Raw genomic sequence first — 14089 nt, 5'->3', positions numbered from 1 at the left:
CGGCGCCGGGCCAAATCTTGGACGAGGAGCCCCCCCCGCCGAGCCCCGGCCCCCCCCGCGGGCCGCCCCGGCGCCGGGGCACCGGATCAACCCTTGACGCTGCCGGCGAGCAGACCTCGCACGAAGAAGCGCTGAAGGGACAGGAACACGATCAGCGGTACGACGATCGACACGAACGCGCCGGCCGTCAGCCGCTGCCACTCGTTGCCCCGGGTACCGGCCAGTTCCGCGAGCCGGACGGTCATCGGGGCGGTCTCGTCGCCGCCACCGGCGAAGATCAGCGCGACCAGCAGGTCGTTCCAGACCCAGAGGAACTGGAAGATGCCGAACGCCGCCAGCGCGGGCATGATCAGCGGCAGCACGATGGTGCGGAAGATCTTCGGGTGGGTGGCGCCGTCGACCCGGGCCGCCTCCATCAGGTCGCCGGGGAGCTGCGAGATGAAGTTGTGCAGCAGGAACACGGCGAACGGAAGCGCGAAGCAGGTGTGCGCGAACCACACCTGGGCGAACTTCTGCTCGTCGACCAGGTCCCACGCGGGCATGATCTGCACGCCGGCGACGGTGACGCCGGTGGAGAAGAACCGCAGCAGCGGCACCAGGGCCATCTGCAGCGGCACGATCTGGAGCGCGAAGATGCCGATGTAGACCCAGTCCCGCCCCTTGAAGTTCATCCACGCCAGCGCGTACGCGGCGAGCGACGCGAAGGCCAGGGGGAAGAGCACCGAGGGGATGGTGATCGCCAGCGAGTTGATGAAGTAGCTGGCCAGCTGCCCGGACGAGCCGCGGCTGAACAGCACCTCCTGGTAGTTCTCCAGCGTGATCTGCGGGTTGGTGAAGAACGTCCACCACCCGGTGGTCTTGATCTCGTTCTCCGGCCGGATCGAGGAGATGAACAGGCCGAAGGTCGGGATCGTCCAGAGCATCGCGATGACGATCGACACGATCGTGGCGGTACGGCTGTTCAGGCGCTTGCGCACCCGGGCGCCCCGGGTGGTCGGTTCGGTGGCCTGGGCGCCGACTCCGACGGTGGGCGTGGCGGTGGTCATCTCAGCCCTCCCGCTGCTTGCGCAGGTTGCGGATCTGGTAGATCACGATCGGGATCACCAGGACGAACAGGAACACCGCCAGCGCCGAGCCCTGACCGTTCTCCTGGTAGCGGAACGCCTGGTTGTACATCTCGGTCGCGATCACGTTCGTGTCGTAGTTGCCGTTGGTGGCGGTCCGGACGATGTCGAAGACCTTGAGCGTGGCGATGGAGATCGTCACCACCACGACGATCAGGGCCGGCCGGATGCTCGGAATGGTGATCCGCCAGAACATCTGCCACGGGGTGGTGCCGTCGAGCCGGGCCGCCTCGACGATGTCGGCCGGGATGGCCTTGATCGCCGCGGAGAGCACCACCATCGCGAAACCGGCCTGGATCCACACCATGATCGCGATGAGCAGGAACGTGTTCAGCGGCGAGTCCAGCAGCCACTGCTTCGGCTCGCCGCCGAGGCTCACCACGATCTGGTTGAGCAGGCCGATCTGGTCGCCCTCGCCCCGGTAGGCGTAGACGAACTTCCAGATGATGGAGGCGCCGACGAACGAGATCGCCATCGGCAGGAAGATCAGGGACTTGGCGACCGCCTCGAACCGGGCCTTGTCCACCAGGACCGCGTAGATCAGGCCGAACGCGGTGGCCACCAGCGGCACCAGCAGCACCCAGATCAGCGTGTTGATCAGGACCCGGACGATCGAGTCCTCGGCGAACATCCAGCGGTAGTTGTCCAGGCCCACCCAGTTGTTGCTGCCGGAGTCCATGAAGGAGAGCAGCGTGGTGCGGACGGCGGGGACCACCAGCCCGACGGCGAGCAGCAGCAGCGTCGGCAACAGGAAGAAGAACGCGAACGCGCCCTCGCCCCGCTTGCGCGGCCGGGGGGGCGGGGGGGGGCGGGGGGCGGGGCCGCCGCGCTGCGCCTCCCGGCGCCGGGCGAAGTACGACGGCACCACGTCGAGGAGCAGGAGCAGCCCGCCCACCACCGCGACGAAGGCGATCAGCCCGTACATCAGCATGAGGAACTTCGGCTGCTCCGCCGCGAAGTCGAACTCCATCGACCCTCCTTCAAGGGTTCGGCTAGCAGAGGTGGCCCGGTCCGGAGGAACCGGACCGGGCCACCTGCTAGATCACTTCCAGCTGCCCTCGATGTCGTTCAGGACGGCGGTGGTGTCCTTGCCGTTGATCCAGGCCACCATGCCCTTCCAGAAGGTGCCGGCGCCGACCGCGGCCGGCATCAGGTCCGAGCCGTCGAAACGGAAGACCGTCTTCTCGTCCTGGAGGATGCCCACGGAGAGCTTGTCCACCGGGTTCGGGACGTTGTTGATGTCCAGCTTCTTGTTGGCCGACACCCAGTCGCCGATCTTGGCGCGGCTGTTGGCGTACTCGCCGGAGGCCAGGTAGGTCTGCACCGCCTGGACCTCGGGACGGTCGGCGAAGGCCGCGACGAACTCGCCGCCACCCAGGACCGGCTTGCCCTTCGACGGGTCGATGGCCGGGAAGTAGAACGCGAAGACGTCGCCGTCCTCGGCCACCTTGGTGCCCTCGGGCCACTGGTTGGCGTAGAAGGACGCCTGGCGGTGCAGCGCGCACTTGCCGGCGGTGATCGGCGTGCCGCCCTCCTGGAAGGAGGTGGTGGCGATGCTCTTCACGCCGCCGAAGCCGCCGTTGACGTACTTCTCGTTCTTCAGGATGGTGCCGGCCCGGTTGAGGGCGTCAGCCACCTGCGGGTCGTTGAACGGGATCTCGTGGGTGGTCCACTTGTCGTAGACGTCCGGGCCGCCGGTGCGCAGCAGCACGTCCTCGATCCAGTCGGTGGCCGGCCAGCCGGTGGCGTCACCGGACTCGATGCCGGCGCACCACGGCTTGGTGCCGCTGGCAGCGATCTGGTCGGAGAGCTTGATCATGTCGTCCCACGTGGTGGGGACGGTCCAGCCCTTCTCCTTGAAGGTCTTCGGCGAGTACCACACGAAGGACTTCACGTTCGAGCCGAGCGGAGCGCCGTAGAGCTGGCCGTTGACGGTGCTGTACTTCAGCCAGTCGGCGGAGTAGTTCTGCTCGGCCATCGCCTTGGTGTCGGCGCCGACCGGCTTGAGCTTGCCCGAGTCGACGAACCGCTTCAGCAGACCCGGCTGCGGGATGAACGCGAGGTCGGGCGCGTTGCCGCCGTCCACCCGCACGGGCAGCTGGGCCTCGAACTCGCCGGAGCCCTCGTGGTCGATCTCGATGCCGGTGCAGTCCTCGAACTGCTTCCAGGACTGCTGGAGGCGCTCGTCCTCGATGTCACGGATCGAGGAGTAGATCGTGACCTTCTTGCCGTCGTGGCCCTCGTACTTCTCGTATGCGCCGCACTCGGCCGAGCCCGCGTTGCTGCTCTTCTTGTCGTTGCCGGTGCCGCAGGCGGCGACGCCGAGCGTCAGCCCCAGGACGCCGGCGACCGCGAGCGCCTGGCGCGATCTGGCAAACGCCATGCCGATCTCCTTCCTTGCCGGCGCGTGGGGGGATCGAACCCGCGCCGGTCCGATGGTCGTCCTCACATGTAAGCGCTTGCATCGTGTCGGGTCCACCCCTGGCCGGACACGGCCCGGTAACAATCCCGAAACCCTGGCCACCGGGGGTGGGTGCGCTCCCACGAAACTTCCCGGGAACGGAACTTTCTGTCAGGATGTCCGCATCACATTGAAGACTTTCAACATTGGAGGCAGTGGATGCGTAAGCGATGGCTCGCCCTCGGGGCGAGCGCCGCGGTCCTGGCGGCGACCCTCGTGCCGGCCGCGCCGGCGATGGCCGCCCCGACGTTCAAGGTCCCGTTCCCGTGCAACCAGTCCTGGTCCGGTCAGACCCGGACCAACCACAGCCCGGCCAACGCCATCGACTTCAACCGCACCGACGACCTCGGTGACCCGGTGGTCGCGAGCGCGCCCGGCACCGTCGACGTGGTCACCAACCTCGGCGACACCAGCTACGGCAAGTACGTCCGGATCAACCACGGCGGCGGCCACACCACCTACTACGCCCACCTGAACGCCTTCAACGTCTCCGTGGGGCAGACGGTCGGCTACGGCCGGGTGATCGGCTACGTCGGCACGACCGGCGGCTCCACCGGGCCGCACCTGCACTACGAGCAGCGCATCGACGGCAGCGCCGTGAAGATCAAGTTCAACGGCGTCCAGGCGCTCTACTGGGGCACCAAGACCTACACCAGCGACAACGGCTGCGGCGGGACGAACACCGGCGAGGGCACCGTGAACACGGCCGGCTCCCCGCTGACGGTCCGCTCCGGTCCCGGCACCGGCTACAGCTCGGTCGGCACCGTGGCCGACGGGGCGAAGGTGACCATCCAGTGCCAGACCAGCGGCACCAGCGTCAGCGGCACGTACGGCACCAGCTCGATCTGGGACCGGATCGGCTCCGGCCGGTTCATCTCCGACGCCTACGTCTACACCGGCTACGACGGCTACATCCCGGGCGTACCCCGCTGCTGAACCCGGCGGGCGCGGGAGCCGGCGGCCCCCGCGCCCGTACCGGTCAGGAGTTCAGGCGCCACACCGCGAAGTTCAGCGCGGACGCGAACGTCACCCAGGCCCAGTACGGCAGCATCAGCAGCGTGGCCGGCCGGGAGACGCGCCGGAACAGGGCCACAGTCACCCCGATCGCCAGCCACATCAGCACGATCTCGGCGAACGCCAGCCCGTACGCCCCGGCGCCGAAGAACAGCGGCGTCCAGATCGCGTTCAGCACGAGCTGCACCACCCAGGCCCAGACCGCGGGGCCGAACCCGGCCCGGCGCCAGACCAGCCAGCCGGCGATAGCGATGAGCACGTAGAGCACGGTCCAGACCGGGCCGAACAGCCACGACGGCGGCGCCCAGGCGGGCTGCTCCAGGCTCTGGTACTCGGCGGAGGTGCCCTGGACACCCAGCCCGCCGATCGCGGCGGCGGCGAAGGTGGCGGCGCCGAAGCCGAGCAGCGCCCACCAACCACGGGCGCCGGTGGTACGCCGGGCGGCACTCTGCGACATCTCCATGGTCGAGATGTTTCCGCTCGACCGGCCCGGCAAACGCCCGGGCGCCGCCGGACGCGGAAAAGCCGGGGTCACCCGGCCCGGGCGTTCCGGTCCGGCAGGACGGAACACCCGGGCCCGGCGACCCCGGCGGGTACGGGAACCGCTGTTACGTGTTGAAGATGCTGACGCCACCCGGGCCGACCAGCAGGCCGACGACGATGAGGACGATGCCCCAGAGGATCTGCCGGCGGAACAGGGCGAGAATTCCGGCGACCACCAGTACGACTGCGAGAATCCAGAGAATCAGCTCCATGTCGGCTGAATACCCGTGCGCCCGATACCGGAAACCTCCCGGTCAGTCGAGCTGATCACCGCCCAGGTGGAAGACGCTGTACGCCTGTTTGATCACCGGGTGGGCCACGTTGCGGACCCGTACCCCGCCCGGTGTGGTGCCGCGCTCGGTGCCGTGATGGGCGTGCCCGTGCAGCGCCAGCGCGGTGGGTGCGGAGTCGATCGCCTGGCCGAGCTGGTAGCAGCCGAGGAACGGGTAGATCTCCAGCGGCTCGCCGGCGAGCGTGTCCGGTACGGGGGAGTAGTGGGTGAGCGCGACGAGCGCGTCGCACTCCAGTGAGAGCAGCGCGTCGGTGAGGGCGTCGGCGCTCTCCCGGGTGGTCCGCACGAACGCCTTCATCTCCGGCTCGCCGAAGTCGCTGGCGCACCGCCCGGCGAACCCGCCGCCGAACCCCTTCACGCCTGCCACTCCGAGCCGCCCGCCGGGGGTCTCCACCACCGTGCCGGTGCCCTCCAGCACCGTGATCCCGGCGTCCTGGAGCACCTTCACCACCTGCGGCACCTCGTCGCACTGGTGGTCGTGGTTGCCGAGCACGGTGATCACCGGTACGCCGAGGTCGCCGAACTCCTGGGCCACGCACCTCGCCTCGGCCTCGGTGCCGTGCCGGGTCAGGTCACCGGCGAGCAGCAGCACGTCGGCGCAGCCGGGCAGCTCCTCCAGCGCCGGGCGGAACCGGCCCACCACGTCCTGGTCCAGATGCACGTCGCCCACGGCGGCGATCCGGATCACCATCGAACCTCCCTCACGGCAACTCCTCGACCTGGGTGGGCGCCTGCGTGCGGATCACCCCGATGTCGCTGGTCACGTGGGTGTCCGGGAAGCGCTCGGCCACCCGGCGCAGGATCTCCTCCCGCCGGTGCGGGCTCTCCACCTCGCCGTAGAGCACCAGCCCGTTCTCCCGCCGCACCACGGTGATGCCCTGCTCGGCCACCATCGGGTCCTCGGCCAGCATGCTCTGGATCTCCGCCTCGACGTACTCGTCGGGGGGAACGTCGCCGGACAGTCCGGTCACAGGGTCTCCCTTCCGCCGGGCGCGCCGCCGGGCAGCACGTCCAGCCGGTCGAGCAGCACCAGGAACGCCTCGGCGTACGGCGAGTGCTGCGTCTCCTTCCGTACCCGTTCCCAGTCGATCTGTTCCCGCAGCGAGCGGGCCAGCGGCAGGGCGCGGGCGAAGTCGCAGTAGTGCTGGGAGAAGCTGAGCAGCTTGTGCACCATGAGCTGGCTGGCCGACAGCACCGGCATGTGGATCGCGTCGACCGGGCGCACGATCGTGTCGGCGAACGTCTCCTCGGTGACCGGCGTCTCCACCGGCCGGTGGATCAGGTCCACCATCCGGTCCTCGTCGTAGACCTTGACCAGCCAGTCCTCCGGCGGACGCTCGGCGGTGAAGCCGGCCTCGACCAGCGCCTCCAGCGCCCGGTCCACGTCCGCCTCGCGGAGCAGGAAGTCCACGTCGTGGTCGCTGGAGTGGCCGCCGTGCGCGTACACCGCGAAGCTGCCACCGAGTGCGAACGGGATCTCGGACTGTTTGAGCACGGCGGCGACCTTCTTCAGCGTGTGCACCAGGGTCTCGTCCCCGCGCTCGGCCATCTGCGGCTCCCTCGTCGTCATTGGGCGGTGGGACCACGATGCGTACCCGGCGGACGCTCCGGTCACACCTGTTGCGGCGCGATCGACCCGTCAGGGCAGGAAAGCGACATACGGGCCGGTGTGAGCATCGGTCGGATAACCTCGGGAGGGTGGCCAGCTCACTGCGGACGCGCCGGGGCAGGGCCCGACTGCGTGCCGTCGCCCTGATCGGCATCGACGGCTCAGGTAAGACCACTCAGGCCCACCGGCTCGCCCAGGCGCTCACCGCCGCCGGCCTTCCCGCCACGTACCACCGCAACGCCGGTGGCCGGCGCTGGCTCGGCCGCATCGCGCAGCGGGTCGGCCGTCCGGACGCGCAGCGGCTCGTCGGGCGCGACGGCCTGCTCGTGGTCGAGTCGGTGCTGCGCTGGCTGGCCATCGCGCTCGCGCTGCTCAGCTGCCTGGTGACCGGCCGGACCGCGGTGATGGACAGGTGGTCGGCCTGCCAGTACGCCAGCATCCGGGCGCACGGCGGGCAGCGGTGGGAGCGGCTGGCCCGGGCCGGGTACCGGATCTTCCCGGCGCCCCGGGTGACGTTCCTGCTCACCGTCGACCCCGCCGAGGCGTACCGGCGGATCGAGCGGCGCGGCACCGACCACGAGACGATGGCGTGGCTGACCGCCGCGGACGCCGCCTACCGGGAGCTGCCGGAGTACGGCGGCTTCGTGGTGGTGGACGGCAACGGCCCGCCGGAGGAGGTGGCCCGCCGGATCCGGGCGCACCTGAGCGAGTGGCTGCCCGACGACCCGTCCGCCGGTCCCGGTCCGGCTCCGGCCGGGCCGGCTCCGGCCGGCCCGCGACGCCCGGCCGGTGGCGCCGGGCGGGACGGGCCGGTGCCGGTTCAGGCCCGCCCGTAGACCGGGATGCTCGCGCCGCTGGTGGGCGCGGACTCGGGGGAGGCCAGGAAGCGGATCACCGCGGCGATCTCGGCCGGCGGCACCCAGCGTGCATGGTCGGCGTCGGGCTGGGCGGCGCGGTTGGCCGGGGTGTCGATGACGCTCGGCAGTACCGTGTTGCACCGCACGCCGCGCTGCCGGTACTCGACCGCCACCGTCTCGGCGAACGCCCGTACCGCCGCCTTGGCGGTGGCGTAGCCGGAGGCGCCGGGGAACGGCGAGAGCGCCGCCCGGGCCGAGACGCAGACCACCGCGCCGTCGCCGGACGACACGAGGTGCGGCAGCGCGGCCCGGGTGACCAGGTACGTCGGGCGCAGGTTGAGCCGCAGCATCCGTTCGAAGTCCTCGACCGGGGTCTCGTGCACCAGGCCGCCGGCGGCGTACCCGCCGACGAGGTTGACCACCGCGCGCAGCGGCGCGGCCGGCTCGGCGGTCGCCGCCTCGACCGCCCGCGCGGCCCCCTCGGGCGTCAGCAGGTCGGCCACGACCCGGACCGGGCCGTCGTCCGCCCCGGGCTCCCGCTGGGGTACGACCACCCGCCAGCCGGCGTCGAGGAAGGCGGCGGTGACCGCGCCGCCGAGCCCACCCGTGCCTCCGGTCACCAGCACCGTGCGTTCCGTCATGGACACACACGCTAGCCAACGGCTGCGCCGACCGACCGGTGACCCGCACGCGCCGTCCGTGCCGCCCGGCCGAGGCCGACCAGGCAGGCCGTGCCGCGCGACGGCGGACCGGCACGTCGGGCGGCAGGAGTGACTCGACCGGACCGGATGAGGCAGTGGGGCTGCGACAATGGGATCCTTGGCCCGGGGGCGGGTACGGAAGACAGTAAATTTCCCGATACGCGGTGTCATGGTTGACGCTCACGCCTCGTGAAAGTAAGTTTCATCCGTGGCGAAGAGTCCGAAGATTTCTGCGAGTCACGAGACCGGTGGACTGATCGTCCACATCAGCGGCCTGCTGCCCTCGCTGTCCCCGGCCGAACAGCGGGTGGCCCGGCTGGTCGTCGCCGATCCGGCGGATGCGGCCCGGCGCACGATCACCGACCTCGCCACCGCCGCCGAGACGTCCGAGGCGACGGTGATCCGCTTCTGCCGCTCGGTCGGCATGGACGGCTACCCGCAGCTGCGGATCCGGCTCGCCGCCGAGGCCGCCCGCCGGGTCGAGCCGCCGGACGCCCGAGTGGTCGGCGGCGACATCCCGCCGGGCGCGGACCTCGCCCAGATCATCGCCACGATCGCGTTCAACGACGCCCGGGCCGTCGAGGAGACCGCCGAGCAGCTCGACCCGGCGGTCTGCGAGCAGGTGGTCGAGGCGATCACCGCGGCCGGCCGGATCGACGTCTACGGTGCGGGCGCCAGCGGCTTCGTCGCCTCCGACTTCCAGCAGAAGCTGCACCGCATCGGCCGCATCGCGTTCTACTTCCCGGACGTGCACACCGCGCTCACCTCCGCCGCCCTGCTGGGTCGCGGCGACGTCGCGGTCGGCATCTCGCACACCGGCACCACCTCCGACGTGATCGAGGTGCTGGAGCAGGCGCGGGCGCGCGGTGCCACCACCGTGGCGCTGACGAACTTCCCGCGCTCGCCGATCACCGAGGTCGCGGACCACGTGCTCACCACCGCCGCCCGGGAGACGACCTACCGCTCCGGCGCGACAGCGAGCCGGCTGGCCCAGCTCACAGTGGTCGACTGCCTCTTCGTCGGGGTGGCCGCCCGCAGCCGGGCCCGGACCAAGAAGGCCCTGGAGGCCACCGCCGAGGCGGTCCAGTCGCACCGGGTCGGTCCCGGGCGGAGGCGGGGATGACGGCGGGTCGGGTGGAGCGGGACGGCGTGGCGGCGGTACGGCCGGTGGTGCGCGTCGGCGCGCCGACCGAGCGGCGCAACCCGCACAGCGTGGACCTCGACCTGATGTCCACCCGGGACGTGCTCACGGTCATCAACGAGGCGGACCGGCGCGTACCGGCCGCCGTCGCCGCGGTGCTGGACGAGATCGCCGAGACCGTCGACCTGGCCGTGGCCGCGCTGCGCGACGGGCACCGCGTGCACTACTTCGGCGCCGGCACCTCCGGGCGCCTCGGCGTGCTCGACGCCGCCGAGCTGGCGCCCACGTTCAACTCGCCGCGGCACTGGTTCTGCTCGCACCTCGCGGGCGGCCCGGAGGCGATGTGGCGCGCCGTCGAGGACGCCGAGGACGACGAGCACGGTGGCGCCGCCGACGCCGCCGAGTGCGTACGCCCCGGCGACCTCGTGGTGGGCCTCGCGGCCAGCGGGCGCACCCCGTACGTCCTCGGGGCGCTCGCCGCGTCCCGGGCGCAGGGGGCCGGGACGGTGCTGCTCTGCGCGAATCCGGAGGCCGAGGCCGCCGCGTCGGTGGACGTCTTCATCGGTGTGGACACCGGACCGGAGGTGGTCACCGGGTCGACCCGGATGAAGGCCGGCACGGCGCAGAAGCTGGTGCTCAACACGTTCTCCACGGCCGTGATGGTGCGTCTGGGCCGGGTCTACTCGAACCTCATGATCGACATGGTGGCGACGAACGCCAAACTGCGCGGCCGCATGATCTCGATTCTCGTGGAGGCCACCGGCTGCGCCGAGGAGGTGTGCCGGGTCGCCCTGCGGGAGGCCGACGGCGACCTCAAGACCGCGCTCGTGGCGCTGGTGTCCGGTGCGGAGGTGCCCGCCGCCCGGGCCGCGCTGGCCCGCTCCGCCCACCAGGTACGCGGCGCGCTCGCCCTGCTCGCCTCCTGACCGTCTCCGGCCCCGGCCGCGAGCCCGGTCCGTCCCGCCCCGTCCGCCCGATCCACCCGCCCGGCGCATCCGCCCGGCGGGTGCGACGCGTATCACGTGCGGGAGGGGGACGACTCCTCCCGCACGGATTGTTCAACGAGGCGGAGGGTAATCCTTGAGCATGGCTGAACCGACCGGTCCCCAGGCGCGTATCTCGCAGTGACCAGGATCGCAACGACTCGGTGACGCGGCTCGCTGTGTTCATGGAACAGGCAATGGTGCCATTCCATGGGCGAACGGCGATTTCGCAGCTCCGGTGTGCGCCGAAAACGGCGCCCGCGAGCCGCCCGAACCGGGTCGGTAACAGGAAACATGGACCGGGCTCTCAGCTACTACTCAGGCATTCGTGACAGTTTCGACTCACGACATGGAATCCCCGACGCGTCACATCTGTTGTGTAGGTGTCAGCACCTACGGGCACAGCGGAGGTTACGGGGAGGGCTGATGAACGTGGGGATGGCAAGGAACCGGGCAACCGGCGCGAGCGAGGGGACCGTGGCAATCGTGGACAAGAACATCGGCATGCGTACCGACGAGGTCGCCGAGGAGCGGGACCTGGTCGGCGTCTACCTGCACGAGATCTCCCGGACGCCGCTGCTCGACGCCGCCCGGGAGGTCGACCTCTCCAAGGCGATCGAGGCCGGCCTCTACGCCGAGCACCTGCTCGAAGAGGACCGGATCCCCGAGGGCGCCGACCGGGAGGACCTGGAGCGGCTGGTCGCCGAGGGTGAGCGCGCGAAGGATCTGTTCATCCGCGCGAACCTGCGACTGGTCGTGTCGATCGCCCGGCGCTACGTGCGCTCCGGGATGCCCATGCTGGACCTGATCCAGGAGGGCAACACCGGCCTGGTCCGGGCGGTCGAGAAGTTCGACTACGAGCGCGGATTCAAGTTCTCCACCTACGCGACCTGGTGGATCCGCCAGGCCATCAGCCGGGCGATCGCCCAGCAGGAGCGGACCGTACGGCTGCCCGTGCACCTGGTCGAGGACGTCAACCGGATGCGCAACGTGGCCCGGCAGCTCACCCGTGAGCTGGGCAGCGACCCGGAGCCGGAGCAGATCGCGACCGCGCTCGGCGTCACCGTCGAGCGGGTGAACGAGCTGGTCCGCTGGTCGCAGGACACCGTCTCGCTGGACACCCCGGTGGGTGACGACGGCGACACCAACCTCGGTGACCTGGTCGCCGACAGCGACGCGCCGTCGCCGGAGGAGATCGTGCTCACCGGCCTGGAGCGGCAGCGGATCGAGGGTCTGCTCAACCACCTCGACGACCGTTCCGCCGGCATCATGCGGGCCCGGTACGGCCTGGAGGACGGGCGCGAGCACTCGCTGACCGAGGTCGCGTCGCGGTTCTCGCTCTCCCGGGAGCGCATCCGCCAGCTGGAGATCCAGGCTCTCGGCCGGCTGCGTGAGCTGGCTCGCGCGGAGGGGCTCCAGGCGGCCTGACCTGGTAACAATGAACGGCGAACGGCCGGCGTCCGACAGGGGGACGCCGGCCGTTCGCCGTCTTCGCGGTGCTCAGACCCGGCCGTAGCCGGCGATCGTCATGATGTTCATGCCGCGCTTGCTGACGTTGCGTCCGGCGCTGGGCGCGTCGATGATCTGGCCGTTGCCGACGTAGAGCGCCACGTGCCCTAGCCCGGAGTAGAACACCAGGTCACCCGGTTGCAGCTGGCTGCGGCTGATCCGCGTGGTGGCTCCCCACTGCTGCGCCGCGCTGTGCGGCAACGACTTCCCGGCCGCCCGCCAGGCGGCGAGCGTCAGTCCGGAGCAGTCGTAGCTGCCGGGGCCGTCCTGGCCGTAGCCGTAGGGCTTGCCGACCGCGCCGTAGGCGTATCGCACCGCCGTGCCGGCGTCGCCGGAGACGGCCGGCGGCTTGCCCGCCGAGCTGGGGTTGCCGGGTGCCTCCGTGGCCCGCCCGTACGCCTTGCGCCGCATCTCGTAGAGGTCGGACAGGTCCGCCTCGATCCGCGTCTTCGCGGACTTGAGCTGCTTGGCCTGCGCCGCCTCCCGGGCGAGCGTGACGTCCAGCGCGGTCTTCTGGTCGATCAGCCGCTTCTGGTCGGCGGTGAAGCTGTTGATGGTGCGCTGCCGCTGGCGGGTGAGCTGGTCGAGCGTGCCCAGCCGCTCCGGCAGGGTGGCCTGGCCGCCCGGGTCCAGCAGGGCCGCCGCGGTGCGCATGCCACCGGTCTTGTACGCCGTCGCGGCCAGGACGCCCACATCGGCGCGGCTGCGTTCGGCCTGTTCCTGCAGCGGCCCGATGCGGGCCTCCAACTTGGCCGCGGTGGCCTTGTTGGCCTTGATGTCCTCGTTGAGCTTGTTGTAGGACTCGACGATTCGCTCCAGCTCAGTCGAGGACTTCTCGATCTGCTTCGTCAGCTCGGCGGGGGTCGGCTCGGCCCGGGCCACCTGCGCCGGGGCGAGCAACGCGGCCGAGAGGCCGGCCACCGCCAGCGAGCGGAGCAGCATCCGTAAGGACGACAAGAGCGGAAAGCTCCTCTCCCACCGGTCGCCGGGCGCGTTCGCGACCCGGCGACACCGGCCCGGGGCCGTCCGGGTGGACGGCTGTCGACCGGGCCGACCTGGACAACCTAACCCGTGATCGCAGTAGCCGGGAGTTCAAGCAGGGGCGAAAGTTGGCAAAGTGGCGGAAAGTGATGAGGGGGAGCCGGTGGGTGGATGAGGCGACTCGCCCGATTCGTCGTTCTGGGCGGATGTCGCCAGGCCACGCCAGGCGAAGTCATGACAAAGACGGAAATCTTTCTCTGTTTCCGGCGGGCGCGGGCGGGCCGGTCACCCCGCGACAGCCGAAACCCCGAGGTCAGGTGGCGCGAGGCAAACACAATGAAGCCCGGACGGGAAATCCCACCACGGGATCCCTGCTCCCGGGAGGCCGCCGTGCAGACCGACCGCTCCGCCACCCAGCCGCCCCGCTCGCCGCGACCGGCCGGACCCAGGCTGCTCTACGCCCGGCCCGGCATCGTCGTCACCGCCGAGCGCTTCACCGTCGGCCGCAACACCTGGCCGGTGGCCGAGATCACCCAGCTCCGGATCGACCGCGGGCCGCACGACCGGCTCGCGATCCGGGCCGTCGCCGTGTCCGCCGCGATGATCGCCGCGGTCGGCCTGCTGCTCGGCTTCACCGGCGGCCTGCACCGGCTCACCGCCGGGGCGTACCTCCTGCTCGGCGCCGTCGGGCTGGTGCCGATGCTGCTGGTGCTGATCGGCGACCGCGTACGGCCCCCGGCGCACGAGCTGTGGGGCCGGGTCCGGGGCACCGAGGTGCTGCTGTTCAGCAGCGACGACGAGCGGCAGTTCGGCCAGGTCGCCCGCGCGCTGGGGCGGGCCCGGGAGGCGGCGCGGCTGGGCGGCTGGGCCGACC

At 71.0% G+C, this 14089-nt stretch carries 15 protein-coding genes and 1 pseudogene; 6 read left to right on the top strand and 10 right to left on the bottom strand.

Going from position 1 to position 14089, the window contains the following annotated elements; all coding sequences use genetic code 11:
* Positions 1-86: 86 nt before the first annotated feature.
* The 3 genes from AC2CHG_RS24285 to AC2CHG_RS24275 form a co-directional block, all read right to left on the bottom strand.
* Positions 87-1046, bottom strand: coding sequence for a carbohydrate ABC transporter permease (locus AC2CHG_RS24285; protein WP_262014076.1), 960 nt, complete (start codon positions 1044-1046; stop codon positions 87-89).
* A 1-nt stretch (position 1047) separates the two neighbouring features.
* Positions 1048-2094, bottom strand: a complete 1047-nt coding sequence (locus AC2CHG_RS24280) for a carbohydrate ABC transporter permease (RefSeq protein WP_484525646.1) — start codon at positions 2092-2094, stop codon at positions 1048-1050.
* A 72-nt stretch (positions 2095-2166) separates the two neighbouring features.
* Entirely contained in the window at positions 2167-3507 is a 1341-nt protein-coding gene (locus AC2CHG_RS24275; protein WP_262014077.1) for an ABC transporter substrate-binding protein, read from the bottom strand.
* A gap of 237 nt (positions 3508-3744) precedes the next feature.
* Between AC2CHG_RS24275 and AC2CHG_RS24270 the strand changes: the two genes are divergently transcribed.
* Positions 3745-4521, top strand: coding sequence for a peptidoglycan DD-metalloendopeptidase family protein (locus AC2CHG_RS24270; protein WP_262014078.1), 777 nt, complete (start codon positions 3745-3747; stop codon positions 4519-4521).
* A 43-nt stretch (positions 4522-4564) separates the two neighbouring features.
* Here AC2CHG_RS24270 and AC2CHG_RS24265 read toward each other — a convergent pair whose 3' ends face one another.
* The 5 genes and pseudogenes from AC2CHG_RS24265 to AC2CHG_RS24245 form a co-directional block, all read right to left on the bottom strand.
* Positions 4565-5062 carry a TspO/MBR family protein gene (locus tag AC2CHG_RS24265; protein ID WP_357209710.1) on the bottom strand — a complete coding sequence of 166 codons (498 nt, stop codon included), beginning with the start codon at positions 5060-5062 and terminating at the stop codon, positions 4565-4567.
* A gap of 145 nt (positions 5063-5207) precedes the next feature.
* On the bottom strand, positions 5208-5354 hold the full coding sequence (locus AC2CHG_RS24260) for a GPGG-motif small membrane protein (protein ID WP_013288160.1): 147 nt from the start codon (positions 5352-5354) through the stop codon (positions 5208-5210).
* Positions 5345-6125, bottom strand: a pseudogene (locus AC2CHG_RS24255) (metallophosphoesterase family protein). The gene AC2CHG_RS24260 and the pseudogene AC2CHG_RS24255 overlap by 10 nt, the downstream one beginning before the upstream one ends.
* A 10-nt stretch (positions 6126-6135) precedes the next feature.
* Positions 6136-6345 (bottom strand): hypothetical protein, encoded by a 210-nt coding sequence (locus AC2CHG_RS24250; RefSeq protein ID WP_402807943.1) that lies wholly within the window; start codon positions 6343-6345, stop codon positions 6136-6138.
* 56 nt (positions 6346-6401) lie between these two features.
* The gene (locus tag AC2CHG_RS24245) at positions 6402-6983 is read right to left on the bottom strand and encodes a nucleotidyltransferase (RefSeq protein WP_043328811.1); all 582 of its coding nucleotides are present in this window, start codon (positions 6981-6983) and stop codon (positions 6402-6404) included.
* A 149-nt stretch (positions 6984-7132) separates the two neighbouring features.
* Between AC2CHG_RS24245 and AC2CHG_RS24240 the strand changes: the two genes are divergently transcribed.
* The gene (locus AC2CHG_RS24240) at positions 7133-7879 is read left to right on the top strand and encodes a dTMP kinase (protein ID WP_355508953.1); all 747 of its coding nucleotides are present in this window, start codon (positions 7133-7135) and stop codon (positions 7877-7879) included.
* Here the strand turns inward: AC2CHG_RS24240 and AC2CHG_RS24235 are convergent.
* A complete protein-coding gene (locus tag AC2CHG_RS24235; RefSeq protein ID WP_463839131.1) occupies positions 7864-8541 on the bottom strand; it encodes an SDR family NAD(P)-dependent oxidoreductase in 678 nt (225 codons plus the stop codon). The genes AC2CHG_RS24240 and AC2CHG_RS24235 overlap by 16 nt on opposite strands.
* A gap of 268 nt (positions 8542-8809) precedes the next feature.
* Between AC2CHG_RS24235 and AC2CHG_RS24230 the strand changes: the two genes are divergently transcribed.
* The 3 genes from AC2CHG_RS24230 (at position 8810) to AC2CHG_RS24220 (ending at position 12153) form a co-directional block, all read left to right on the top strand.
* On the top strand, positions 8810-9724 hold the full coding sequence (locus AC2CHG_RS24230) for a MurR/RpiR family transcriptional regulator (protein WP_262014083.1): 915 nt from the start codon (positions 8810-8812) through the stop codon (positions 9722-9724).
* Positions 9721-10668, top strand: a complete 948-nt coding sequence (gene murQ / locus AC2CHG_RS24225) for an N-acetylmuramic acid 6-phosphate etherase (RefSeq protein ID WP_484525645.1) — start codon at positions 9721-9723, stop codon at positions 10666-10668. Before AC2CHG_RS24230 ends, murQ begins: the two co-directional genes overlap by 4 nt.
* 495 nt (positions 10669-11163) lie before the next feature.
* Positions 11164-12153, top strand: coding sequence for a sigma-70 family RNA polymerase sigma factor (locus AC2CHG_RS24220; RefSeq protein ID WP_262014152.1), 990 nt, complete (start codon positions 11164-11166; stop codon positions 12151-12153).
* Between the two features lie 72 nt (positions 12154-12225).
* Here the strand turns inward: AC2CHG_RS24220 and AC2CHG_RS24215 are convergent, their stop codons facing one another.
* Complete coding sequence (locus tag AC2CHG_RS24215) at positions 12226-13191, bottom strand: C40 family peptidase (protein ID WP_262014084.1); 966 nt, start codon at positions 13189-13191, stop codon at positions 12226-12228.
* Between the two features lie 414 nt (positions 13192-13605).
* On the opposite strand from AC2CHG_RS24215, the gene AC2CHG_RS24210 reads away from it, so the two are divergent.
* Positions 13606-14089, top strand: a 484-nt coding sequence (locus AC2CHG_RS24210) for a DUF6232 family protein (RefSeq protein ID WP_484525644.1), incomplete at its 3' end; no start/stop codon positions are given.

The organism is Micromonospora sp. ATLC20, assembly GCF_057196585.1.
This window is presented reverse-complemented; position numbering and strand designations above follow the sequence as displayed.

Excerpts from the sequence above, each read along its gene's own strand:
- AC2CHG_RS24285 (WP_262014076.1), bottom strand. The coding sequence starts at position 1,046 with ATGACCACCGCCACGCCCACCGTCGGAGTCGGCGCCCAGGCCACCGAA.
- AC2CHG_RS24280 (WP_484525646.1), bottom strand. The coding sequence starts at position 2,094 with ATGGAGTTCGACTTCGCGGCGGAGCAGCCGAAGTTCCTCATGCTGATG.
- AC2CHG_RS24275 (WP_262014077.1), bottom strand. The coding sequence starts at position 3,507 with ATGGCGTTTGCCAGATCGCGCCAGGCGCTCGCGGTCGCCGGCGTCCTG.
- AC2CHG_RS24270 (WP_262014078.1), top strand. The coding sequence starts at position 3,745 with ATGCGTAAGCGATGGCTCGCCCTCGGGGCGAGCGCCGCGGTCCTGGCG.
- AC2CHG_RS24265 (WP_357209710.1), bottom strand. The coding sequence starts at position 5,062 with ATGGAGATGTCGCAGAGTGCCGCCCGGCGTACCACCGGCGCCCGTGGT.
- AC2CHG_RS24260 (WP_013288160.1), bottom strand. The coding sequence starts at position 5,354 with ATGGAGCTGATTCTCTGGATTCTCGCAGTCGTACTGGTGGTCGCCGGA.
- AC2CHG_RS24250 (WP_402807943.1), bottom strand. The coding sequence starts at position 6,345 with ATGCTGGCCGAGGACCCGATGGTGGCCGAGCAGGGCATCACCGTGGTG.
- AC2CHG_RS24245 (WP_043328811.1), bottom strand. The coding sequence starts at position 6,983 with ATGGCCGAGCGCGGGGACGAGACCCTGGTGCACACGCTGAAGAAGGTC.
- AC2CHG_RS24235 (WP_463839131.1), bottom strand. The coding sequence starts at position 8,541 with ATGACGGAACGCACGGTGCTGGTGACCGGAGGCACGGGTGGGCTCGGC.
- murQ (WP_484525645.1), top strand. The coding sequence starts at position 9,721 with ATGACGGCGGGTCGGGTGGAGCGGGACGGCGTGGCGGCGGTACGGCCG.
- AC2CHG_RS24220 (WP_262014152.1), top strand. The coding sequence starts at position 11,164 with ATGGCAAGGAACCGGGCAACCGGCGCGAGCGAGGGGACCGTGGCAATC.